The following is a 23079-nucleotide window of genomic DNA, read 5'->3' on the forward strand; positions in this document are numbered from 1 at the left end:
CCTGTCGCCCGGTTTTTTACAGGGTGAGACACCATGACGTTCGACTGGTCTGAGATTGATACCGTACTGCTGGATATGGATGGCACGCTGCTGGATCTGGCGTTTGATCGTCATTTCTGGCTGGAGCATGTGCCTGCACTACTCAGCCAGCAGCGCGGCATCACGCTGGCGGAAGCGGATCAGATCATCGCGGAAAAGTATCAGGCCGTAGCCCATACGCTAAACTGGTATTGTCTGGATTACTGGGCGCAGGCGCTGGCGCTGGATATCCGCACCATGACCTGGGAACTGCGCAGCCGCGTGGCGCTTCGCCCCGATACGTTGCCGTTTCTGCAGGCGTTGCGACGCGCAGGCAAGCGCACCATCCTGCTTACCAACGCGCATCCTTACAATCTGGACGTCAAACTGGCGCAGACCGGTTTAGCGCCACACCTTGATTTATTACTTTCTACCCATACCTTTGGGTATCCGAAAGAAGACCAACGTTTATGGCAGGCGGTACAACAGCACACCGGCTATTGTGCGCGGCGTACGCTGTTTATCGATGACAACGAAGTGATTCTGGATGCGGCGAAGTTAGCGGGCATCGGCTGGTGCTTAGGCGTGAGTAATCCCGATTCGGGCCGTCCTGAGCAAATCTTCGAGCGTCACGTCGCGGTGAGCGATTACCAGACGCTGATCTGAAGCAGGAGCAGCAATGAAAGAGAAAAGCAGCGAAGGCGTGCGCCTCGATAAGTGGCTGTGGGCAGCCCGCTTTTATAAAACCCGTGCGCTGGCGCGCGAGATGATTGAAGGCGGCAAAGTGCATTACAACGGTCAGCGCAGCAAACCCGGCAAGCTGGTGGAGCTGAATGCGGAGCTGACCCTGCGGCAGGGCAACGATGAACGTACGGTGGTAGTGGCAGAAATCAGTAGTCAACGCCGTCCGGCCAGCGAAGCCCAGCAGCTCTACCGGGAAACGGATGCCAGCATCGAAAAACGCGAGAAAGTGGCGCAGGCGCGCAAGATGAATGCCCTGACAATGCCACATCCCGATCGGCGACCTGATAAGAAAGAGCGTCGCGATTTGATGAAGTTTAAATTATCGGGCGATGAGTAGCGCCGTCTTTGCTGACGCGTCACCGCCCCGCCCCAACGAGAGAAAAAAATATGTCAGTCCAGGATCAACTGCACCGTTATCTGTTTGAAAATGCCGCGGTACGTGGCGAGCTGGTGAATGTCTCCAACACCTGGCGCGAAACCGTGAAGAACCACGACTATCCGGCGGCGGTGAATACCCTGCTGGGTGAGATGCTGGTGGCGACCAGCCTGCTGACCGCCACGCTGAAGTTTGACGGCGAAATCACCGTGCAGTTGCAGGGTGACGGCCCGTTATCCCTGGCGGTGATTAACGGCAACAACAACCAGGAGCTGCGCGGCGTGGCGCGGATCAAAGGCGATATTCCGGCCGACAGCACGCTGAAAAGCATGGTCGGTAACGGCTATCTGGTGATCACTATCTCTCCGGAAAAAGGCGAACGCTATCAGGGCGTGGTCGGGCTGGAAGGCGAAACGCTGGCCGAATGCCTGGAAGATTACTTTATGCGTTCCGAGCAGCTGCCGACGCGGCTGTTTATCCGTACCAGCGAGAAAGGCGCAGCCGGTATTCTGTTGCAGGTGATGCCAGCGCAGGAAACTGAGAAAGAGGCGTTCGACCATCTGGCGACGCTGACCGAAACCATCAAAACCGATGAGCTGATCGATCTGCCAGCCAATGAAGTGCTGTGGCGTCTTTATCATCAGGAAGAAGCGACGCTCTACGATCCGCAACCGGTGATCTACAAATGTACCTGTTCGCGTGAGCGTTGTGGCGAAGTGCTGAAAACGCTGCCGCAGGAAGAGGTCGATGAGATCATCGCGGAAGATGGCAAAATCGATATGCACTGCGATTACTGCGGCTCGAACTATGTGTTTGACGCGGTGGATATTGCGGGCATCCGTAGCCATTCGCTGGAAAACAGCGACCGTCTGCACTGATTTATCGGGCGGCATTCGCCGCCCTTTTCCTCCCCGCTCCGCCTATCCCCATAATTTTCTTGAAAAATTATCTTTTTTTACTTTCATAACATCTTCAAAACGTTCGAAACATAGTCTTAACGCGCCCTGAGTCGCATTTTTAGATCGCCAGACTTTTTCCCGAAACGCAGAGGAGTAAACTGCGCGCGATCGTGCATCCGCCCATCATCCCGAGGCAGATGCCTGAACCGGCGAGCTATCCGGACGCGGCAAGCTGGCGACGCGCTGTGAATCTTCAGCGAGGGTACCTGGCGGCACGATCCCAACCTATCTCTGCTTTGCAGAACAGACACCGATTTAAGGAGCAGTAAAATGCGCGTTAACGGCCTGACCTCGCAAGACCTTGCCGCTTTGGGCATCGTGGATACCACGGAAGTGGTCTACAACCCTGATTACGATACGCTGTTTCAGGAAGAGACACGCCCGGACCTCGACGGTTTTGCACGCGGCACCCTGACGCAGAGCGGCGCAATTGCGGTGGATACCGGCATTTTCACCGGGCGATCGCCAAAGGATAAGTACATTGTGCGTGACGACACCACGCGCGATACCCTGTGGTGGAACGATCAGGGCACCGGCAAAAATGACAATCAGCCGCTGTCGCAGGAGACCTGGAACGCGCTGAAAGGCTGCGTCACCCGGCAGCTTTCCGGCAAACGTCTGTTTGTGGTGGATGCCTTCTGCGGTGCCAATGCCGATTCCCGTCTGAGCGTGCGCTTCGTCACTGAGGTTGCCTGGCAGGCGCACTTCGTGAAAAACATGTTTATCCAGCCGGATGAGGCGGAGCTGGCTGGTTTCACGCCCGACTTCGTGGTGATGAACGGCGCGAAATGCACCAACCCGGACTGGCAGGCACAGGGGCTGCATTCAGAGAACTTCGTTGCCTTCAACCTGACCGAGCGTATGCAGCTGATCGGCGGCACCTGGTACGGCGGCGAAATGAAGAAAGGGCTGTTTGCCGTCATGAACTACCTGCTGCCGCTGAAAGGCATTGCTTCAATGCACTGTTCCGCCAACGTCGGCAAAGCGGGCGATGTCGCGGTATTCTTTGGCCTCTCCGGCACCGGCAAAACCACGCTCTCTACCGATCCTGATCGTCAGCTGATTGGCGATGATGAGCACGGCTGGGACGACGACGGCGTATTTAACTTTGAAGGCGGCTGCTACGCCAAAACCATCAATCTTTCTGAGCAGGCCGAGCCGGAGATCTACCGGGCGATTCGCCGCAATGCGCTGCTGGAAAACGTGGTGGTGCGCGAAGATGGCAGCGTCGATTACGCCGACGGCAGCAAAACGGAAAATACCCGCGTCTCCTATCCGATTAACCACATCGACAATATTGTGCGGCCGGTCTCTAAAGCGGGCCACGCGAAGAAAGTGATCTTCCTGACCGCCGATGCCTTTGGCGTGCTGCCGCCGGTTTCACGCCTGACGCCTGAACAGACCCAGTACCATTTCCTGTCGGGCTTTACCGCAAAACTGGCAGGCACCGAGCGCGGCGTTACCGAACCAACCCCGACCTTCTCCGCCTGCTTTGGCGCGGCGTTCCTGACGCTGCATCCGACGCAATACGCTGAAGTGCTGGTGAAGCGAATGGAAGCCGCCGGTGCGCAGGCTTATCTGGTTAATACCGGCTGGAACGGCAGCGGCAAACGCATCTCCCTGAAGAATACCCGCGCCATCATCAACGCGATTCTGGCGGGTGAACTGGATGATGCGCCGACCGAAACGCTGCCGATTTTTAATCTGCAGATGCCGGTCAGCCTGGGCGAACTGGATGCCGGGACGCTCGATCCGCGTCGCGGCTGGGAAAGCGAGGAGAAGTGGACCGCGGCCGCCGAAGGTCTGGCGCAGCGGTTTATTGATAATTTCGCCAAATATACCGATAACGAAGCCGGTGCCGCACTGGTGAAAGCCGGTCCGCAACGCTAAAAAATCGGCGCGGTGTTCATGCCGCGCCGTTTTTTTTATCAGCCTGAGACGCTGTTACTGCTGGTGTTGTGGCTCAGCGCCAGGGTTTCCGCTAACGGCAGCCAGGCACGAATCCGTAACCCGCCGCGTTCGCTCTCGCCAATCTCCAGCGATCCCTGATGCGCATCGATAATCCGTTGAACAATCGCCAGTCCCAGCCCGGTACCGCTGGTGCTGCGGGCGCTGTCACCGCGTACAAACGGCTGGAACAGATGCGCCAGCTGATCCGGCTTGATGCCCGGCCCGTCATCTTCCACCTGAAACCAGGCGCGATGCAGTTCCCGTCCGCTGCTGACCTTGATCCAGCCATTACCGTAACGTGCCGCATTCACCACCAGATTGGCCAGCGCCCGCTTGATCGACAGCGGGTTGATATCCAGCATTAACTCTTCCGGCATCACCGCGTTTTCAATCTCACGTTCATAGCCGCTCTCGGCGGCGACCACCTCACCCAGTACGCTGTTGAGATCGGCCCGCTCGGTCTGCATCTCCTGACCGGTACGCAGGTAGTCGATGAACTGCTCGATAATGGCGTTGCACTCTTCGATATCTTTATTGATCGACTCGGCCAGATAGCCATCCTGCTCGCTCATCATCTCGGTGGCGAGACGAATGCGGGTCAGTGGCGTACGCAGATCGTGGCTGACGCCCGCCATTAACAGCGTGCGATCGTCTGCCAGCTGCTTCACGCCGGCGGCCATCTGGTTAAAGGCACGCGTCACCGACCGCACCTCCGAGGCGCCATATTCGCGCAGCGGCGGCGGAATAATCCCGCGTCCGACCTGCAGAGCGGCGTGCTCCAGATCCACCAGCGGTCGGTTCTGAATACGGATAAACAGCCAGGCCCCGCCGATCGCCAGCAGCATAATTGCCAGGGTATAGCGGAACAGCGGTGAGAAGTCGCCCTGATGAATTTCGGTCAGCGGCACCCGCACCCAGATGTCCGGTGACAGCCAGGTTTTCAGCCACACCACCGGCGAATTCTTGTTTACTTCAACCCGCACGTCGGTTGGACCACCAAGCTGCTGGCCCATCTGCTCGCTCAGAAATTCATAGTGCTGCGCCCATCGCAATCCGCTCTCCTCTGCTGCTGCATTGGTATAGAGCGAGATCCCCAGTTCGCGGTAGATTTCCCGGCGAAACGCCGGTGGCACTTCCAGCTGCGTGCCATCCTCCAGCTGCAGCCGGTCGGTCATCAGCATACGCACTTCGTAGGCCAGCACCTTATTGAACTGTTGCAGACTGGGAAGAATGGCGAAGTTCAGCACCACCAGGTAGGTCGTGACCAGGCTGACGAACAGCAGGGTCACGATCAACAGCAAGGTGCGGGCAAACGAACTGCGTGGCGAGAAGCGCAGTCGCCTCATGCTTTACTGCCGTCCGGCACAAAGACGTAGCCCAGGCCCCAGACGGTCTGGATATAACGCGGATGCGCCGGGTCCTCTTCCACCATGCGGCGCAGGCGGGAGATCTGGACATCGATCGAACGTTCCATGGCGCTGTATTCACGGCCCCGCGCCAGGTTCATCAGCTTGTCACGCGACAGTGGCTCGCGCGGATGGCTGACCAGCGCTTTCAGCACCGCGAACTCACCGCTGGTGAGCGGCATTGGCTCATCTTCGCGGAACATTTCACGGGTACCGAGGTTAAGTTTGAACTTACCAAAGGCGATAACCGCCTCTTCCTGCGAAGGCGCGCCCGGCAGCTCATTAGCCTGACGACGCAGCACCGCCCGGATACGGGCCAGCAGCTCACGCGGGTTAAAGGGTTTTGGAATGTAGTCATCCGCGCCGATTTCCAGCCCGACAATACGATCCACTTCTTCGCCCTTGGCGGTCACCATAATGATCGGCATCGGGTTGCTCTGGCTGCGCAGACGACGACAGATCGAGAGACCATCTTCGCCTGGCAACATCAGATCGAGCACCATCAGATGAAAAGATTCACGGGTTAACAAACGGTCCATCTGCTCGGCGTTAGCAACACTGCGCACCTGAAAGCCCTGCTCGGTGAGATAGCGTTCAAGCAGTGCACGCAGACGCATATCATCATCGACGACCAGAATTTTGTAGTTCTCTTGCATTTTCAACTCCCAAAGGCGCTATTGCCTGAGCCAACATTGTTAAAAAAAGATGCCTTATAGTGACAGTCATTAATGGTTTATATTCTAGCCAAAATTGTTACAAAGCATATTAAACAGCAGCTTATATTTAATTTACGCGCATCAGGACCGGGATATAACCCTTTTCACCCTGTTAGCAAAGCGTTACGGCAATTCCGAAATTTTGGCGAAATTTCTCTTCATTGCTGGCGTCAGAAGCGCGCCAGCGTTTATTCAGTCAGCAATTTCAGCAGGTTATCAGATAATTTGACTTAAACATCAGCCATCATTATTGATTAGCTCCAGATAATCTACAGCATTGCAAGATTCACAGCATAAAATTCCAGCAAACGGCTTATTGCCGCCTGACTCCTCTCGGATTAATTGGATTCGCCTCATTTGCACGGCCAGTGAAAATTAAAGTGCGTTAAATCAATCAGTAAAGCCAACTTTTCGCCCCGAATAATTTCAACCAGACTGCTCTGGCATCAATTGACGTCTCAACGGGGATAACACAATGAAAAAAACAATTTTACTGCTCAGCGCGCTGGCATTAGCGAGCGTCAGCCCGGTTTATGCCGCTACCGCTACCGGTGAAGCGGCGGGCGCTCAGGCGACGACCACCGCACAGGGCAACTCAAATGCCATCGGCGTGGGCGCGGTTGCGGCACTGCTCGGCGTAGCGCTGGCTACTGCGGGCGGTGGCGGAGACGGACACGGCAGCACCTCAACCACCACGGCGACGCACGCCGGAAAATAATTTTTACCCTCTGCTCGATTGGCCTCAGCCGCTATTGGCTTCAGAACACACTTTTGCAGCAACCCTTTTCGCCGCCGGGGAAGTCAACGTGGGTTTTTAGACTTTAAAAACCCTTTCCCCGACTCTTTTTTGCCACGCCTCCTTTGCCTTACACTGACGCTCTTTGATTTTTTCTGGCCAGTGCAGCATGAAAACCCGACTGATTACCCGCGAAGGCTTCGATAAGCTGAAAGCAGAACTCGATTACCTGTGGCGTGAAGAGCGACCGGAAGTGACCAAAAAAGTCACCTGGGCCGCCAGCCTCGGCGACCGCAGTGAAAATGCCGATTATCAGTACAATAAAAAGCGCCTGCGTGAAATTGACCGCCGCGTTCGCTATCTGACCAAAAGCCTGGAGCAGTTGCGGATTGTGGATTACTCACCGCAGCAGGATGGCAAAGTCTTCTTTGGTGCCTGGGTCGAAATTGAAAACGATGACGGTGACATCAAGCGCTTCCGCATCGTCGGCTATGATGAGATTTTTGGCCGCAAAGATTACATCTCCATCGACTCGCCAATGGCGCGCGCCCTGCTGAAAAAAGAGGTCGGCGATGCCGCTACCGTTGAGACGCCAGCCGGTCCGGCGCTGTGGTACGTCAACGAAATCCGCTATCAGCAATAGCGATTCAGAATATCGCTGAAAGCCGCCCGCATCTCTGGCAATTTCAACCATCAATCCGTATAACTGTCCGCTATTTCTCAACCCGGAAAGCAAGACAGTCCTGATGATGAAAGTTCTGAGCCAGATAATTGCCAGCGAGCTACAGGCGCGGGCAGAGCAAGTTGACGCCGCCGTTCGCCTGTTGGATGAAGGGAATACCGTGCCGTTTATCGCACGTTATCGTAAAGAGGTCACCGGTGGGCTGGATGATACCCAACTGCGCCAGCTGGAAACCCGCCTCAGCTATCTGCGTGAACTTGAAGAGCGCCGTCAGTCGATTCTGAAGTCGATTGATGAGCAGGGAAAACTCACCGACGACCTCGCGCGCGCCATCAACACTACCCTCAGCAAAACCGAGCTTGAAGATCTCTACCTGCCCTATAAACCGAAACGCCGCACCCGCGGCCAGATCGCGATTGAAGCCGGTCTGGAACCGCTGGCGGAGACGCTGTGGCAGAACCCATCCCACCAGCCGGAGCAGCTGGCTGAACGCTACGTGGATGCGGATAAAGGCGTTGCCGACGTGCGCGCCGCGCTGGACGGTGCCCGCTACATTCTGATGGAGCGTTTCGCCGAAGATGCGACGCTGCTGGCGAAAGTGCGTAACTACCTATGGAAGAATGCCCATCTGGTCTCCCGCGTGGTGGAAGGCAAAGAGGAAGCCGGGGCCAAGTTCCGCGACTATTTTGATCACCATGAAGCGCTGAGCAGCGTGCCGTCACACCGTGCGCTGGCGATGCTGCGTGGCCGCAATGAAGGTGTACTGCAACTGTCGCTCAACGCCGATCCGCAGTTTGATGAAGCGCCGCGTGAAAGCTATGGCGAAACGCTGATTGCGGAGCACCTCAACCTGCGCCTGAATAACGCCCCGGCCGATAGCTGGCGTAAAGCGGTGGTGAGCTGGACCTGGCGCATCAAGGTGATGCTGCATCTGGAAACCGAGCTGATGGGCACGGTTCGTGAGCGTGCTGAAGATGAAGCGATCAACGTCTTCGCCCGTAACCTGCACGATCTGCTGATGGCGGCACCGGCTGGCATGCGCGCCACCATGGGTCTCGATCCGGGCCTGCGCACCGGCGTTAAAGTGGCGGTAGTGGATGCCACCGGCAAACTGGTGGCGACCGATACCGTCTATCCGCACACCGGCCAGACGGCGAAAGCCGCCGCTGCCGTCGCCGCACTCTGTATCAAGCATCAGGTTGAGCTGGTGGCGATCGGTAACGGCACGGCCTCACGCGAAACCGAGCGTTTCTTCCTCGATCTGCAACAGCAGTTCCCGAAGGTCACGGCGCAAAAAGTGATTGTCAGCGAAGCCGGTGCCTCGGTCTACTCAGCGTCTGAGCTGGCGGCGCTGGAGTTTCCGGATCTCGATGTCTCGCTGCGTGGCGCAGTTTCCATTGCCCGTCGTCTGCAGGACCCGCTGGCGGAGCTGGTGAAGATCGATCCGAAATCGATCGGGGTTGGCCAGTATCAGCATGACGTCAGTCAGAGCCAGCTGGCGAAGAAACTGGATGCGGTGGTGGAAGACTGTGTGAACGCCGTCGGTGTCGATCTGAATACCGCCTCGGTGCCATTGCTGACCCGCGTGGCTGGCCTGACGCGCATGATGGCGCAAAATATTGTCGGCTGGCGTGATGAAAATGGTCGTTTCCAGAATCGTCAGCAGCTGCTGAAAGTCAGCCGTCTCGGTCCGAAAGCCTTTGAACAGTGTGCGGGCTTCCTGCGCATCAACCACGGCGATAACCCGCTGGACGCCTCGACCGTTCACCCGGAAGCCTATCCGGTAGTGGAGCGGATTCTGGCTGCCACCGAACAGGCGCTGAGTGATCTGATGGGGAACGCCGGCAGTTTGCGTAACCTGCGCGCCCACGATTTCACCGATGAGCGTTTCGGTTTACCGACCGTCACCGACATTATGAAAGAGCTGGAGAAGCCGGGCCGCGATCCGCGTCCTGAGTTTAAAACCGCGCAGTTTGCCGAAGGCGTCGAGACGCTGAACGATCTGACGCCAGGCATGATTCTGGAAGGCGCGGTGACCAACGTCACTAACTTCGGCGCGTTCGTCGACATCGGCGTGCATCAGGATGGTCTGGTGCATATCTCGTCGCTCTCCGACCGCTTCGTCGAGGATCCGCATCAGGTGGTGAAGGCAGGCGATATCGTTAAAGTGAAGGTGATGGAGGTCGATCTGCCCCGTAAGCGAATTGCCCTGACGATGCGTCTGGATGAGCAGCCCGGTGAAGGCAATGCACGCGGTGGCGGGAAGAACGCTGCGCCACGTGACGAGAAGCGCCCGGCAGCCAGTAAAGGCCGCGCCCGTCCGGCCAGTCAGCCTGCGGGTAACAGCGCGATGGGTGATGCGCTGGCGGCCGCCTTCGGTAAGAAACGCTAAGTTTTTCAGGGGGACGCCTGTCGTCCCCCTTTCAATCTCGCTCCCTCAGTGGAAAATCCCCGCCATAGCGCTACGCTAGAAAGACGCCTGTCATAAAAACAACACCTGCAGTGGCACCCAACTCACGATGGAAACGATCACCGATCTAATCGATAAGATTTATGCCGGCACTTTTCCTGAGGCAACGCGTACGCAGCTGCTGGCGGATATTGCAGACGCGCGCGATGCCATCAAGCTGCCGCGCAAAGCGCACTGGGATGAGCAGGACGTGGTGCTGATCAGCTACGCCGATCAGTTTCGCGAAGCCGATAAGCCAACGCTCAGCACCTTTTCCCGTTTCTATCAGCAGCACCTGCAATCGATTTTCCCGCTGGTGCACCTGCTGCCGTTCTTCCCCTGGTCGTCTGACGATGGCTTCTCGGTGATTGATTATCATCAGGTCGATCCGATCTGTGGCGACTGGCAGGACGTTGCGCGGCTGCATCAGGAAACCCGCCTGATGTTTGATTTCGTCTGTAACCACATGTCGTCGCACAGCGCCTGGTTCCGGCACTTTCTGGCGCAGGACCCCGGCTGGGATGACTTCTTCATCAGTATGCCGCCCGCCACCGATCTCAGCGCGGTGACGCGCCCGCGGACTTCCCCACTGCTGACGCCGTTTCAGATGGCCGATGGCGAGACCCGCTTTATCTGGACCACCTTCAGCGCCGATCAGATTGATCTCAACTTTGCCAATCCGGCGGTGCTGCTGCGCATGGTCAATGTGCTGCTCGACTACCTGAAACGCGGTGCTGATTATGTGCGGCTGGATGCGGTCGGTTACATGTGGAAAACGCCCGGTACCCGCTGTATTCATCTGGAAAAGACACATCAGCTGGTGAAACTGTTCCGCGCCATCGCCGATATTGTCGCGCCCGGTACGGTGATCGTCACCGAGACCAACGTGCCGCATCAGGACAACATCAGCTATCTGGGCAACGGCCACGATGAGGCGCAGATGGTCTATCAGTTCTCCCTGCCGCCGCTGGTGCTGCACGGCATTCATACCGGCTCGGCGCGCGCCTTGCGTCAATGGGCCAGCAGCCTCGATCTCAGCAGTAACGACACCACCTTCTTCAACTTTCTGGCGTCGCACGATGGTATCGGGCTGAACCCGGCACGCGGCATTCTGAGCGAGGTAGAGATTGTGGCGCTGGTGCGCGATCTGGCGCTGGAGGGCGCGCTGGTTTCCTACAAAAATAACCCGGACGGCACGACCAGCCCGTATGAAATCAACGTCACCTATCTGGATGCGTTAAACCGTGAAGCCGACGATGACGCGACCCGCCTGCAGCGCTTTCTGCTGGCACACGCCATCCTGCTGGCCTTTCCTGGCGTGCCGGCTATCTATATTCAAAGCATACTCGGCTCACGCAACCATTACGATGGCGTACGGGCGGCGGGTCATAACCGGGCGATTAACCGTCAGAAATACGATCTTGCACAGATTGAGGCGGCGCTGGCAGGAGAAGACTGGCTGCGCCATCAGGTCTATACCCAACTGGGTCAGCTGATTCAGCTGCGGCGTCGCCAGCCGGCGTTTCATCCTGACAATCCGATGACGCTTTATGATAGCGAAAACGCACTGCTGGTGATGCGCCGGCATCAGCCAGAAAGTGGCGAGGGATTACTGTGCGTGTTTAATCTCAGCGGACGCCCGGTTGAAACCCGGTTGCCGGTGGCGCATAGGCTGCAGGATGTGGTGAGCGGCAGGAAGATTGATGGCACCCAGCCGGTGAGGCTGGATGCCTGGCAGTTTATGTGGCTACGCTAATTATTTATAGACGTCAGCCGTGGCGCTGAATTTACCGTGTTCACGACCGGCGATGACCAGGAAATATTTGCCGCCCTTTTCGTCAGCCAGCTGAGACAGCGCTTTTTTCGCATCCATCGGCGAGGTGGTTTCCGCCGTGGTGTTAACGGTGCCAATCTTCTGCAGGTTCATTGTTTTAACTTCTTCTTTGGTGACTTCTTTCGCTGCCATCGCAGAAAATGAAATCGCGCCCATCATCATTGAAGCCACAACCCATTTAAAAACCTTCATTATGTTTACCCTCATTCATGGTCCATTGTGAGATGTAAGCAACCGCGAAACGCGTAAGGCAGCATGGAACAGCATAGTCGTCCGGGACTAATCACATAAAATTGCAGCGGCCTTGCTCACGAAGAGAAGTATTGCCGCTGCGGCCAGATTTGCCAGTCACCGGCGCAATTAAGTCGGCAAATCGTTGATGAAGTTCATAATATGCTGACAAAACGCCTCAGGATGAGAGATAAACGGCGCGTGGGCCGCCTTGTCGATCACCCACGACGGCGAAGCGGGCAGCGTCTGGTCAAGGCGGGCAGCGATGCTGCGCGGCACCAGGCCATCCAGCGCGCCATACAGTCGCAGAAACGGCAGCGATAGCTGCGGTAACGCGTCGCGCAGATCAACCTGGCGTAAAATTTCCAGCCCGCCATCCAGCACCGCCACCGACGGCATCGGCTGCGACAGCACCACCTCTTTCAGGCGGCGCGCATCGGCCCGGGCGGTCTCTGTTCCCAGCGTCTGCAACGCCAGAAAGCGCTCGACCGTGCGCTGAAAATCGTTACTGAGCAGCTGCTGGAAATTTTGCAGCGTATCGGGTTTGATGCCTGGCCAGTTCTCTGTCGCGGTAAAACAGGGTGAAGATGCAACGGTAATCAGCGCCCGCAGCCGTTGCGGCGCGGTCAGCGCCAGCTCGGTTGCGACCAGTCCGCCCAGTGACCAGCCGACAACCACCGCCTGCGGAGGCAGCGCAGGCAGCAACTGCTGCGCCATCTCTGCCAGCGACAGCGCGCCAAAGGCCTGGCTGCGACCATAACCGGGCAGATCGACCAGATGCAGACGATAGTGCGGGCTGAGTCGCGGAATGATGCTCTGCCAGACTTCGGCATTCAGTCCCCATCCGTGCAGCAGCACAAGATCAACATTCCCTGTTCCACAGGTGTGCCAGTAAAGCGACGTCATCAGTTACTATCCCGAAAGTGATAAGGAGGTCGCTATGCTATCAATGCCTGCCCTGTGTTGGCTATGCCGGTTACCGTTGCAGATGGCGCAACACGGCCTGTGTACTCCCTGTATGCGCCAGTTGCCCGCTTTGCCGCTGCTCTGCCCACGCTGTGGCCTACCCGCCGCTAACGTGCGGCAGCCCTGCGGACGCTGCCTGCAGAAGCCACCCGCGTGGCAGGCACTGATCTGCGTTAACAGCTATCGCCCGCCGTTCAGCCTGTGGGTGAACCAGCTCAAATTTTCTCGCGTAACCGCACTCAGGGTGATGCTGGCGCGGCTGCTTTTGCTAAGCTGGCTGGATGTCTACCGGCGTGGCAACCTGCCGCGCCCTGACCTGCTACTGTCGGTCCCGCTGCATCGGCGACGACGCTGGCAGCGCGGCTACAATCAGACCGATCTGCTGGCCGCGCCGCTGGCGCACTGGCTGGGTTGTGAGTGGGGAACCGGATTACACCGTCTGCGACAAGGGGCGCTACAGCATCAGCTGAACGCCCGTCAGCGCCGCAGCAACTTACGCGGTGCTTTCCGCCTTGAAATGGCGGTGCGCGGACGGCATATCGCCCTGCTGGACGATGTGGTCACCACCGGCAGTACCACAGAAGAAATCAGTCGCCTGTTACTGGCGCAGGGCGCGGCCAGCGTGCAGGTCTGGTGCCTGTGCCGTACCTTGTAGAGCGTCATTGATGGGCGTATTATAACCAACTAAATTAGTCAACTATTGAGCAATCGACATGATCCGAATTACTGATTCTGCCCAAGAGCATTTTTCCAGACTGCTATCCAAACAAGAAGATGGCACCCAGATTCGCGTATTCGTGATTAACCCGGGTACGCCAACAGCCGAGTGTGGTGTCTCTTATTGCCCACCTGACGCGGTCGAAGCGACCGATACCGAGCTGAAGTTCGAAAAACTGTCAGCCTACGTGGATGAACTGAGCGCACCTTATCTGGAAGACGCTGAAATCGATTTCGTCACCGATAACCTCGGTTCGCAGCTGACGCTGAAAGCGCCTAACGCCAAAATGCGCAAGGTCTCTGATGATGCGCCGATGGTGGAACGCGTTGAGTATCTGCTGCAGGCGCAGATCAACCCACAGCTGGCGGGCCACGGTGGCCGCGTGTCGCTGATGGAGATCACCGATGACGGTTACGCCATCCTGCAGTTCGGCGGCGGCTGTAACGGCTGTTCCATGATTGACGTCACCCTGAAAGATGGCATCGAGAAAGAGCTGCTGGCCGCCTTCCCGGAACTGAAAGGCGTGCGCGACATCACCGAGCACCAGCGCGGCGAACACTCGTTTTACTGATGACGTCAGCGCGACAGCTCAGCTGTCGCGCTGACCTTCTCAGCCAGGCTTACGCTGCTGGCTGACCGCTTTGAGCAGCTTATTCACTTCCTCGTCAGCAAATATCTCTTCCAGCGTTTTACTCAGTTTGCGCCGCCAGTTGGGGTATTGCTCAACCGTGCCCGGTACATTGACCGGCGTGGTCATCCCGAGCCAGTCCTCTGGCTGCAGGCCGAGTAACGCACTGTCGGTATCGGCCAGGAAGCGATGAATCGCCCGATTCAGCGTCGGCGTCATTGCCAGCTTATCCGCTTTTTTCGGGCTGCGGGCCGGTAGCGCGCCTGCCTGATGCAGCGCATCCAGCAGCGCCTGCTTCTGCTCTGCCCGCTGCTGATGCAGCGCGTTGACCGCATCGCCCGGATAGAGGCCAATCTTCTCCCCCAGCGACAGATCGCCCTGCTGCCAGAAACCGGTCAGCGTCGGCAGATCATGGGTACTGGCGCTGGCAATTGACTGCCGCGGATAGTCCGCTGGCGCACGATAACTGCCGTTTTTTTCCTGCTCGAACCACAGCACCTTCCACGAAAACACCCCGCTTTTGCGCAGCAGGCTGACGATCTCTTTTGGTACGGTGCCGAGATCTTCTCCGATCACCATGCAGCGCAGCCGATGGCTCTCCAGCGCCAGAATGCCGAGCAGATCATCGACCGGATAAGCCACGTAGGCCCCTTTATCCGCCGTTTCACCGGCGGGCACCCACCACAGACGCAGCAGTGACATCACATGGTCGATACGCAACGCGCCGCAATCACGCATGTTGGCGCGCAGCATGTCGATGAATGGCTGATAGCCGCGCGCCTGCATCACATGCGGGTCCATCGGCGGTAAGCCCCAGTTCTGGCCTAACGGACCCAGGCGATCGGGCGGTGCGCCAATCGACGCCTGCAGGCGATAGAGCTCCGGATCGTGCCAGGTTTCGGCGCTGCCTTCCGCCACGCCGACGGCCAGATCGCGGTAAAGCCCGACGCTCATCCCCAGCGCCTGACTGCGCGCCCAGCAGTGAGAAAACTGCTGCTGCGCCAGCCATTGCAGCCACTGCCAGAAGGCGATCTCCTCTTCATGCCGCTCACACCAGCGCTGCACCTCCGGCAACTGGCTGTTGCGCCAGCCTTCCGGCCAGGCGGGCCAGCCCCAGTGCTGCGCATTGCCTGCCCGCCGCTCAAGTTGTATGCCGTCATAGGCTGCCTGATAACGCAGGCTGTCGCCGCCTTCGCGCACAAAAGCGGACCACGACTGTTTATCGTCGCTCTCTGCATCCCGCGCCTGGAAATGTTCCCAGGCGAGGCGTAACGCGGCCAGTTTGAGCGCCATCACCGCCTCATAATCAACCAGCTCCGCCTCACGCACTTTACTCAGCGCCCGCTGCGTTTTAGCGCTTTTCCACCACTTCTGCGCCGCCGGGCTTTGCTGGAAATCGACTACCTGAGCGACATCGATGTAGATAACGTTCAGCCAGCGACGTGATGACGGACTGTAAGGACTGGCGAAATCGGCACTGGCCGGATAGAGCGCATGCAGGGGATTGAGCCCGACGAAATCGCCGCCGCGCGCCGCCAGCTGCTCCAGCAGGATTTGCAGATCGCCAAAATCACCGATGCCCCAGTTCTGCGCCGAACGCACCGTGTAGAGCTGTACCAGCGCGCCCCAGCGCTTCTCGCCCGCTTCCAGCGCCGGCGGCAGATAGCAGCGGCGCGGAGTGACAATAATGCGGGTCTGCCACTGCTTTTTTCCTTTGCTGAGCGTCAGCTGGTGGTAGCCCTGCGCCAGCGGACCCGGCAGCGTAAAAGGTTCGCCAGCGGTCAGTTCCCCGCTGAGCTGTTTGCCGTTTTCGGTTTGCAACTGCCAGTGATAAACCCCGCTGCCCTGCGGGGTAAGCTGACGTTTACCGCTGCCGCTGAACACTGCGACCGGCGGCAGTGGCGCCTTCTTTGCGCCATGCGGATCGCCCATCACCGCCAGCAACGCGCGTTTGGTGTCGTCGCTGATCGCCTCTTTTTCGCCGTTAACGTTGATGTAATCCAGCGAAATACCGGCCGCCCGGGCGGCCTGATCAAGTGAGTTCTGTTTCATGCTGCTCCTTAGCGTGCTGCCTGCCAGATACGTTGCTGATAATCACGAATGGCGCGATCCGAGCTGAACATGCCGGTTCGCGCGGTGTTAAGGATGGCGGCGCGCGTCCAGCGCTGCGGGTCGCGCCATAGCGCTTCCACCCGTTGTTGCGCCTCGATGTAGGCCTGATAATCTGCCAGCACCAGCCAGGGATCGCCGTTTTTGGTCAGGCTCGCCAGCATCAGGTCAAACGCCTGTTTGTCCCCGTCGCTGAACTTGCCCTTCTCCAGCGATTTGAGTATCGCGTCGAGCGCCTTATTCTGCTTGCGCACTTTTTTCGGGTTATAACCGGCCGCTTTCAGGGCTTTCACCTCATCAGCGTGATGCCCGAAGATGAAAATATTCTCCTCGCCGACCTGTTCGGCGATTTCGACATTGGCCCCGTCCAGCGTGCCGATGGTCAGCGCGCCGTTCAGCGCCAGCTTCATATTGCCGGTGCCGGAGGCTTCATAGCCGGCAGTGGAAATCTGCTCAGACAAGTCCGCCGCCGGGATGATCAACTCCGCCACGGTGATACGGTAATCGGGAATAAACACCACTTTGAGTCTGTCGCCGACCCGCGGGTCGTTGTTGACCACTTCCGCCACTTTATTGATAGCGTAAATAATATTTTTCGCGAGGTAATAGCCCGGCGCCGCTTTGGCACCAAACAGAAAGACCCGCGGAATAAAGTGCGCATCTTCCGGGTTATTCAGCAGGGTCTGATAGCAGTGCAGAATATGCAGCAGGCTGAGATGCTGGCGTTTGTACTCATGTAAACGCTTGATCTGCACGTCGAACATCGCCGTCGGATTGACAATAATGCCGGTGCGCTGCGCAATGTAGTCGGTCAGCCGCGCTTTGTTCTGCTGCTTGATGCTGTGATAACGCTGGCAAAACGCCGGATCGTCGGCATAGGCCTCCAGCCCTTTGAGCGCATCGAGGTTGCTGGCCCATTCTCCCTCAAGCGTCTCATCAATCAGCGACGCCAGCGCCGGATTACACTGCTTCAGCCAGCGGCGCGGAGTAATCCCGTTGGTGACGTTGTGAAATTTATGCGGCCATAGCTGGTAATACTCCGGGAACAGATCGGTAATCACCAGCCGGGAGTGCAGCGCTGCTACGCCGTTAACCGCGAAACCGCTGACCACGCAGAGATTCGCCATACGCACTTCGCCGTCAGCCACCACCGCCAGCTTGTGCCAGAGCGCTTTGTCATCCGGCCAGCGCTGCTTCACCTGCTTCTTCAGCCGCTGATTGATCTCTTTAATAATCAGCATGTGACGCGGCAGCAGGCTGCGCAGCAGTTTTTCATCCCAGCGCTCCAGCGCTTCGGGCATCAGCGTGTGGTTGGTGTAAGCGAACAACCGGCTGGTGATATGCCAGGCCTCATCCCAGCTCAGTTGATGCTCGTCCAGCAACCGTCGCAGCATCTCCGGAATGGCGATGGTGGGATGGGTATCGTTGAGCTGAATCACTTCGTAATCGGGCAGGCTGTGGATGCTGCGCCCCGCCTGATGATGGCGGCGCAGGATGTCAGCGACCGCACAGGCGCACTGGAAATATTGCTGCATCAACCGCAGCCGTTTGCCCGCCACGTGATTATCGTTGGGATAGAGCACCTTAGTCAGTTTGGCCGCGTCAATGCCGGGCTGCTCCGCCTGCAAAAACTCCCCGTTGTTAAAGCGGGTCAGATCGAAAGGATGAGCACTGGTCGCCTGCCACAAACGCAGCGGCAGCGTAGTGCCATTGCGGTAACCGGTCACCGGCAGATCCCACGCCTCGCCGCGCAGAAAGAAATCGGGTTGCCAGCGGACGCCGCCCTGCTCCAGCTTCACCACGCTGCCGCCCATCGCCACCTCAACATCCAGTGCCGCATTGTGGCGGAACCACGGATAGCGGTCACGCTGCCAGTCGTCGGGCGCTTCAATCTGATGTCCCTGATGAAAGGACTGGCGGAACAGGCCATACTGATAGTTGAGTCCGTGTCCGGTGGCAGACTGACCCACCGTTGCCATCGAGTCCATGTAGCAGGCCGCCAGCCGTCCCAGCCCGCCGTTGCCAAGCGCCGGATCAACCTCCTGCTCCAGCAGCTCGGTTAAATCGATCTGCTGCTCAGCCAGCAGCGCCTTCACCTCGTCATACCAGCCCAGATTGATCAGATTGTTGCCGGTCAGACGGCCGATCAGAAACTCCATCGACAGGTAATTGACGTGGCGCTGGCGCTCCGAGACGCGCGGCGACGGTTGCGCCGCCAGCAATTCTGCCAGCGCTGCGCTAATCGCCTGCCACCACTGGTGCGTTGTCATCTGTTGTGCGGAGGTGAGACCTGAGTGTTGCCATTGACGGGTTAATGCGGCGTTAAAACGGGCTTTATTGAATTTCTGCTGCGGCATATCACTCCCTTCTGTTACGCAATGAGGTGAAGCACAAAATAGCAAGCGCACGGGCTGGCAACAGGCTGCCAGCGACGTGTTAAGTAAAGACGGGAGTGAAGAAAAAAGCGACAGCGATCAAAGAAAAACGCCAGCGGAATGGCTGGCGGCGGGGAGAATCAGCAGAGTTCGAGATGGACCTCATGCTGCTCAATCACTTTCATCACGCTGGCTGGCGGCGTTTTATCGGTGTAGAGATGATCCAGCAGGCTCATATTGCCGAGGTTAACCATCGCGTTACGGCCAAATTTAGAGTGGTCTGCCACCAGCATCACACAGCGTGAGTTTTCGATGATGGCGCGCTTGGTCCGCACTTCGTGATAGTCGAACTCCAGCAGGGAGCCATCCATATCGATACCGCTGATGCCGAGAATGCCGTAATCCAGGCGGAACTGAGAGATAAAGTCGAGCGTGGCTTCGCCCATCACCGCCCCGTCACGGGTCCGCACTTCGCCACCGGCAATAATCACCCGAAAATCGGGTTTACCCATCAGCAGCATCGCCACGTTCAGGTTGTTGGTGACCACCCGCAGATCGTTATGATTCAGCAGCGCGTGGGCCACTGCTTCCGGCGTAGTGCCGATATCGATAAACAGCGTGGCGCCATCCGGGATCTGGCTGGCCACCCGCTGTGCAATGCGCGCCTTTTCCGCTGACAACATCATTTTACGATCGTGCCAGGCGGTGTTTTCAGAACTGGAGGGAAGCGCCGCGCCGCCGTGATGGCGCTGAATTTTATTCTGGTCAGCCAGATCGTTCAGATCGCGACGAATGGTCTGCGGACTGACCTCGAAATGATCCACCAGCTCCTCAGTACTGACATATCCCTGACGTCGGACTAAATCGATAATCGCGTCATGACGTTGCGTCTGCTTCACGTTCCTCTCCTGTTTACTCGCTTATTCCTGCTATGCCACAACTAACGGCGCGTGATTTTTCGCGTATCGACCAGCGCCATGGCTAAGCCGACCACCAGACCGGCGACGTGCGCCGCGTTGGCGATCGCCAGGCCAAACACGCCAAACCAGCCAATCACCAGCCAGACCAGGGCAAAACCGATCAGGCCGCGTTCCAGATAGATGCCGCTGTCGGGATCGCGTTCGCCGCGCAGCCAGCAATAGCCCATCAGGGCATAGACCACGCCCGACAGACCGCCAAACCAGATACCGCTGAACTTCGCCTGCATCCAGCCGCTGAGCAGCGCGGAGATCAGCATAATCACAAACAGTTTTCCGCTGCCGAGCCGCTTCTCTACCGCCCCGCCCAGATACCACCACCACATCAGGTTGAACAGGATGTGCAGCAGTGAAAAGTGCAGCAGCGCATGGCTGAACCAGCGCCATACCTCAAGATGCTGATCGGCATCCGGCCACGCCAGCCAGTACATCACGGTACGATCGCCCAGAATCTGCATCAGAATAAACACCGCGATACAGAGCAGCATCACCGTCATGGTCAGCGGGCCGGCGCGCTCGCGGATATTGGCCCAGATGTTGCTGCGCTCATAGCGCAAGCCGCTGTCGGTCTTGCCGCTGTGCCAGCTTGCGGCCTGATAGCGCGGATGGTTCGGATCGCTGACGAACTGCTGAAGTTCGTTTTCGACCATCGAAAGCTGGCTTTCATCATCCAGCATGATGACGTAATGGTTTTCACGTTCAATACGCAGCGTGACGCCGCGCGTTGCCATGTAGTCAACAAACGCCTGCGCCATTCGCGGCTGGCTAAATTGGGTAATGCGCATCAGTAACTCTCCATGTGACGAGCGGCAATTTATTCGCTGCCGTGAGCAACCTGCTGAGGGAACGCGGCACGCCAGGCGTCGAAGCCGCCATCAATGCTGTACGCCGCGCTGAAACCCTGTTCCAGCAGATACTGGGCAGCACCTTTACTGCTGTTGCCGTGATAACACATTACCAGCACCGGCAGGCTGTGGTCTGCACCGGCAACCACCGCGCTGAGGTTGCTGTTGGTCAGATGCAGTGCACCGGTGGCGTGACCAAGGGCATAACTTTGCGGGTCACGGATATCGACCAGCAGCGCACCCTGCGTCAGATGGTCCTGCGCCTGCTGCACATTAATACATTCAAACGTTTCCATGGTCTCTCTCATACATCGTCACAATGGCGCCTAGTGTAACCCGAGAATCAGCGCCGATAACCTGACAATCATTGCGGCTTTGTATTTTTTTCACGGGCAGAATGTTAGCTATATCACGCAAAAATGTTTTTACCGGGTTAAAAGCTGGCATCAATGTTGGTTTGCGATTATGATTATGCTCGAAAACGAACATTAATGAACTATTCCGAACATCGGAGGAGATGACGTGGAAACCAAAGACCTGATCGTGATCGGCGGCGGCATCAACGGTGCCGGCATTGCAGCAGATGCTGCAGGACGCGGACTGTCGGTGCTGATGCTGGAGGCGCGGGACCTGGCTTGCGCGACCTCTTCCGCCAGTTCAAAACTGATTCACGGTGGCCTGCGCTACCTGGAACATTACGAATTTCGTCTGGTGAGCGAAGCGCTGGCCGAACGTGAAGTGCTGCTGAGAATGGCACCGCATATCGCGTTCCCGATGCGCTTCCGTCTGCCCCATCGTCCGCATCTGCGTCCGGCGTGGATGATCCGCACCGGCCTGTTTATGTATGACCATCTGGGTAAGCGTACCAGCCTGCCGGGCAGTAAGAGTTTGCGTTTTGGCGCGGATTCGGCCCTGAAGCCAGAAATCACGCGCGGATTCGAATACTCAGACTGCTGGGTCGACGATGCTCGCATGGTGGTACTGAATGCGCAGGAAGTGGTGAAGCGTGGCGGTGAAGTGCGTACCCGCACCCGCGTTAACCGCGCCTGGCGTGAAGGTGGCATGTGGATGGTTGAAGCGGAAGATGTCGACAGCGGCAAGACCTATACCTGGCGTGCCAAAGGCCTGGTCAACGCGGCGGGTCCGTGGGTCAAACAGCTGTTTGACGACGGTCTGAAGTTAAAATCGCCGTATGGTATTCGCCTGATCAAAGGCAGCCACATCGTGGTGCCGCGCGTGCATACCGAGAAGCAGGCGTACATTCTGCAGAACGAAGATAACCGTATCGTGTTTGTCATCCCGTGGATGGATGAATTTTCTATCATCGGTACCACCGACGTGGAGTACAAAGGCGATCCGAAAAACGTGCATATCGACGACAGCGAGACCGACTATCTGCTGAAAGTGTTCAACGGTCACTTTAAAAAGCAGCTGACCGCTGATGACATTGTCTGGTCCTATTCCGGTGTTCGTCCGCTGTGTGACGATGAATCAGATTCACCGCAGGCGATTACCCGTGATTACACGCTGGATGTGCGTGACGATAACGGTCAGGCACCGCTGCTGTCGGTGTTCGGCGGCAAGCTGACCACTTACCGTAAGCTGGCGGAACATGCGCTGGAGAAGCTGGCGAAGTACTACCCGAATGCCGGTCCGGCCTGGACGAAGAACTGCGTGCTGCCGGGCGGCAATATTTCCGGCACCCGCGAAGATTACGCCGCCAGCCTGCGCCGCCGCTATCCGTTCATCAGCGAAAACATGGCGCGCCACTTTGCCCGCACTTACGGCAGCAATACCGAAACGCTGCTGGCCGGTGCGAAGAGCCTGGACGATCTGGGCGAGAACTTCGGTCATGAGTTTTATGAAGCCGAGTTACGTTACCTGGTGCAGCATGAATGGGTGCGTGAAGTGGAGGATGCGATCTGGCGTCGTACCAAGCAGGGCATGTGGCTGAGCAAAGAGCAGCAGGCCCGCGTGGCAGAATGGCTGGCGCAGAAAGCGAAACCCGCCCTGTCGCTGGCGTCATAATCTGACGATATCGCATCAGAAAGCAGGCTCCGGCCTGCTTTTTTTATCCGCGCAGCACAGGCCAGGACGGTTTTACTGCGTCTGCGTCGCCCCCACGCTTCGCTAGCAGACTTTTTATTTTTACCGCCACTTATTTATTTATTATGCGACTCCCACACCATTCTTTACACGGAATACCCGTTCTCCATTCAGATATTTCCTGAGCGCCTAAACTCAAATCTTTCTGTTTCGCTTATCAAAACGGTCATCTCTTATTGTTACTGTAAATCTAACGTTCAGGCTTTTTGCTTAATTGAACCACCGATCAAGAAAGTAGAGACTTCTCTTAGCAA

General features: G+C 57.6%; 20 protein-coding genes. 11 read left to right on the forward strand and 9 right to left on the reverse strand.

From position 1 onward, the window contains the following. The first annotated feature begins 33 nt into the window (after nt 1-33). The 4 genes from yrfG to pckA all read left to right on the forward strand — a co-directional run bounded on the left by yrfG (nt 34) and on the right by pckA (nt 3987). Entirely contained in the window at nt 34-684 is a 651-nt protein-coding gene (gene yrfG, locus WFK59_RS18370) for a GMP/IMP nucleotidase (RefSeq protein WP_336756745.1), read from the forward strand. A gap of 13 nt (nt 685-697) precedes the next feature. Then, nucleotides 698-1099 carry a ribosome-associated heat shock protein Hsp15 gene (gene hslR / locus WFK59_RS18375; protein WP_233986914.1) on the forward strand — a complete coding sequence of 134 codons (402 nt, stop codon included), beginning with the start codon at nt 698-700 and terminating at the stop codon, nt 1097-1099. Nucleotides 1100-1149: 50 nt separating this feature from the next. Next, nucleotides 1150-2016, forward strand: coding sequence for an Hsp33 family molecular chaperone HslO (gene hslO / locus WFK59_RS18380; RefSeq protein ID WP_233986913.1), 867 nt, complete (start codon nt 1150-1152; stop codon nt 2014-2016). 351 nt (nt 2017-2367) lie between these two features. Continuing rightward, nucleotides 2368-3987 (forward strand): phosphoenolpyruvate carboxykinase (ATP), encoded by a 1620-nt coding sequence (gene pckA, locus WFK59_RS18385; RefSeq protein ID WP_233986912.1) that lies wholly within the window; start codon nt 2368-2370, stop codon nt 3985-3987. Nucleotides 3988-4025: 38 nt separating this feature from the next. Here pckA and envZ read toward each other — a convergent pair whose 3' ends face one another. Together envZ and ompR are read right to left on the reverse strand one after the other, a co-directional pair. Then, on the reverse strand, nt 4026-5393 hold the full coding sequence (envZ, locus tag WFK59_RS18390) for a two-component system sensor histidine kinase EnvZ (RefSeq protein ID WP_233986911.1): 1368 nt from the start codon (nt 5391-5393) through the stop codon (nt 4026-4028). Next, nucleotides 5390-6109, reverse strand: a complete 720-nt coding sequence (gene ompR, locus WFK59_RS18395; RefSeq protein ID WP_001157751.1) for an osmolarity response regulator transcription factor OmpR — start codon at nt 6107-6109, stop codon at nt 5390-5392. Before ompR ends, envZ begins: the two co-directional genes overlap by 4 nt. Before the next feature lie 535 nt (nt 6110-6644). Here ompR and yjbE point away from each other — a divergent pair. From yjbE to WFK59_RS18415, 4 genes are all read left to right on the forward strand, one after another. After that, nucleotides 6645-6887, forward strand: a complete 243-nt coding sequence (gene yjbE, locus WFK59_RS18400; protein WP_233986909.1) for an exopolysaccharide production protein YjbE — start codon at nt 6645-6647, stop codon at nt 6885-6887. A 187-nt stretch (nt 6888-7074) separates the two neighbouring features. After that, on the forward strand, nt 7075-7548 hold the full coding sequence (greB, locus tag WFK59_RS18405; protein WP_233986908.1) for a transcription elongation factor GreB: 474 nt from the start codon (nt 7075-7077) through the stop codon (nt 7546-7548). Nucleotides 7549-7651: 103 nt separating this feature from the next. Next, the gene (locus WFK59_RS18410) at nt 7652-9979 is read left to right on the forward strand and encodes a Tex family protein (RefSeq protein WP_336756747.1); all 2328 of its coding nucleotides are present in this window, start codon (nt 7652-7654) and stop codon (nt 9977-9979) included. Between the two features lie 127 nt (nt 9980-10106). Then, nucleotides 10107-11792 carry an alpha-amylase family glycosyl hydrolase gene (locus WFK59_RS18415; protein ID WP_233986906.1) on the forward strand — a complete coding sequence of 562 codons (1686 nt, stop codon included), beginning with the start codon at nt 10107-10109 and terminating at the stop codon, nt 11790-11792. Here the strand turns inward: WFK59_RS18415 and WFK59_RS18420 are convergent, their stop codons facing one another. Further along, a complete protein-coding gene (locus WFK59_RS18420; RefSeq protein ID WP_233986905.1) occupies nt 11793-12062 on the reverse strand; it encodes a YdgH/BhsA/McbA-like domain containing protein in 270 nt (89 codons plus the stop codon). It abuts the gene before it with no gap. A gap of 168 nt (nt 12063-12230) precedes the next feature. After that, the gene (bioH, locus tag WFK59_RS18425; protein ID WP_233986904.1) at nt 12231-13007 is read right to left on the reverse strand and encodes a pimeloyl-ACP methyl ester esterase BioH; all 777 of its coding nucleotides are present in this window, start codon (nt 13005-13007) and stop codon (nt 12231-12233) included. 34 nt (nt 13008-13041) lie between these two features. Here bioH and gntX point away from each other — a divergent pair, with 34 nt between their 5' ends. Both gntX and nfuA read left to right on the forward strand, forming a co-directional pair. Continuing rightward, nucleotides 13042-13722, forward strand: a complete 681-nt coding sequence (gene gntX / locus WFK59_RS18430; protein WP_336756748.1) for a DNA utilization protein GntX — start codon at nt 13042-13044, stop codon at nt 13720-13722. 58 nt (nt 13723-13780) lie between these two features. Next, the gene (gene nfuA, locus WFK59_RS18435; protein WP_094120218.1) at nt 13781-14356 is read left to right on the forward strand and encodes a Fe-S biogenesis protein NfuA; all 576 of its coding nucleotides are present in this window, start codon (nt 13781-13783) and stop codon (nt 14354-14356) included. Nucleotides 14357-14395: 39 nt separating this feature from the next. Here the strand turns inward: nfuA and malQ are convergent, their stop codons facing one another. The 5 genes from malQ to glpE all read right to left on the reverse strand — a co-directional run bounded on the left by malQ (nt 14396) and on the right by glpE (nt 21015). Next, a complete protein-coding gene (malQ, locus tag WFK59_RS18440) occupies nt 14396-16465 on the reverse strand; it encodes a 4-alpha-glucanotransferase (RefSeq protein ID WP_336756749.1) in 2070 nt (689 codons plus the stop codon). Nucleotides 16466-16473: 8 nt separating this feature from the next. Then, a complete protein-coding gene (gene malP, locus WFK59_RS18445; RefSeq protein WP_336756751.1) occupies nt 16474-18879 on the reverse strand; it encodes a maltodextrin phosphorylase in 2406 nt (801 codons plus the stop codon). 158 nt (nt 18880-19037) lie between these two features. Continuing rightward, nucleotides 19038-19796 (reverse strand): DeoR/GlpR family transcriptional regulator, encoded by a 759-nt coding sequence (locus WFK59_RS18450; protein WP_094120216.1) that lies wholly within the window; start codon nt 19794-19796, stop codon nt 19038-19040. Between the two features lie 41 nt (nt 19797-19837). Further along, nucleotides 19838-20659 (reverse strand): rhomboid family intramembrane serine protease GlpG, encoded by an 822-nt coding sequence (gene glpG / locus WFK59_RS18455; RefSeq protein WP_336756752.1) that lies wholly within the window; start codon nt 20657-20659, stop codon nt 19838-19840. Nucleotides 20660-20688: 29 nt separating this feature from the next. Further along, nucleotides 20689-21015: a thiosulfate sulfurtransferase GlpE gene (gene glpE, locus WFK59_RS18460; protein WP_336756753.1), complete on the reverse strand. Its 327-nt coding sequence runs from the start codon at nt 21013-21015 to the stop codon at nt 20689-20691. A 226-nt stretch (nt 21016-21241) separates the two neighbouring features. Between glpE and glpD the strand changes: the two genes are divergently transcribed. Continuing rightward, nucleotides 21242-22747 carry a glycerol-3-phosphate dehydrogenase gene (glpD, locus tag WFK59_RS18465; RefSeq protein WP_233986898.1) on the forward strand — a complete coding sequence of 502 codons (1506 nt, stop codon included), beginning with the start codon at nt 21242-21244 and terminating at the stop codon, nt 22745-22747. Nucleotides 22748-23079 lie beyond the last annotated feature (332 nt).

This window comes from Pantoea sp. USHLN298, assembly GCF_037149395.1.
Taxonomy (GTDB): Bacteria; Pseudomonadota; Gammaproteobacteria; order Enterobacterales; family Enterobacteriaceae; genus Pantoea; species Pantoea astica.

What these genes read in the sequence shown, in the direction of transcription:
- yrfG (WP_336756745.1), top strand. Translation starts at nt 34, where the DNA reads ATGACGTTCGACTGGTCTGAGATTGATACCGTACTGCTGGATATGGAT.
- hslR (WP_233986914.1), top strand. Translation starts at nt 698, where the DNA reads ATGAAAGAGAAAAGCAGCGAAGGCGTGCGCCTCGATAAGTGGCTGTGG.
- hslO (WP_233986913.1), top strand. Translation starts at nt 1,150, where the DNA reads ATGTCAGTCCAGGATCAACTGCACCGTTATCTGTTTGAAAATGCCGCG.
- pckA (WP_233986912.1), top strand. Translation starts at nt 2,368, where the DNA reads ATGCGCGTTAACGGCCTGACCTCGCAAGACCTTGCCGCTTTGGGCATC.
- envZ (WP_233986911.1), bottom strand. Translation starts at nt 5,393, where the DNA reads ATGAGGCGACTGCGCTTCTCGCCACGCAGTTCGTTTGCCCGCACCTTG.
- ompR (WP_001157751.1), bottom strand. Translation starts at nt 6,109, where the DNA reads ATGCAAGAGAACTACAAAATTCTGGTCGTCGATGATGATATGCGTCTG.
- yjbE (WP_233986909.1), top strand. Translation starts at nt 6,645, where the DNA reads ATGAAAAAAACAATTTTACTGCTCAGCGCGCTGGCATTAGCGAGCGTC.
- greB (WP_233986908.1), top strand. Translation starts at nt 7,075, where the DNA reads ATGAAAACCCGACTGATTACCCGCGAAGGCTTCGATAAGCTGAAAGCA.
- WFK59_RS18410 (WP_336756747.1), top strand. Translation starts at nt 7,652, where the DNA reads ATGATGAAAGTTCTGAGCCAGATAATTGCCAGCGAGCTACAGGCGCGG.
- WFK59_RS18415 (WP_233986906.1), top strand. Translation starts at nt 10,107, where the DNA reads ATGGAAACGATCACCGATCTAATCGATAAGATTTATGCCGGCACTTTT.
- WFK59_RS18420 (WP_233986905.1), bottom strand. Translation starts at nt 12,062, where the DNA reads ATGAAGGTTTTTAAATGGGTTGTGGCTTCAATGATGATGGGCGCGATT.
- bioH (WP_233986904.1), bottom strand. Translation starts at nt 13,007, where the DNA reads ATGACGTCGCTTTACTGGCACACCTGTGGAACAGGGAATGTTGATCTT.
- gntX (WP_336756748.1), top strand. Translation starts at nt 13,042, where the DNA reads ATGCTATCAATGCCTGCCCTGTGTTGGCTATGCCGGTTACCGTTGCAG.
- nfuA (WP_094120218.1), top strand. Translation starts at nt 13,781, where the DNA reads ATGATCCGAATTACTGATTCTGCCCAAGAGCATTTTTCCAGACTGCTA.
- malQ (WP_336756749.1), bottom strand. Translation starts at nt 16,465, where the DNA reads ATGAAACAGAACTCACTTGATCAGGCCGCCCGGGCGGCCGGTATTTCG.
- malP (WP_336756751.1), bottom strand. Translation starts at nt 18,879, where the DNA reads ATGCCGCAGCAGAAATTCAATAAAGCCCGTTTTAACGCCGCATTAACC.
- glpG (WP_336756752.1), bottom strand. Translation starts at nt 20,659, where the DNA reads ATGCGCATTACCCAATTTAGCCAGCCGCGAATGGCGCAGGCGTTTGTT.
- glpE (WP_336756753.1), bottom strand. Translation starts at nt 21,015, where the DNA reads ATGGAAACGTTTGAATGTATTAATGTGCAGCAGGCGCAGGACCATCTG.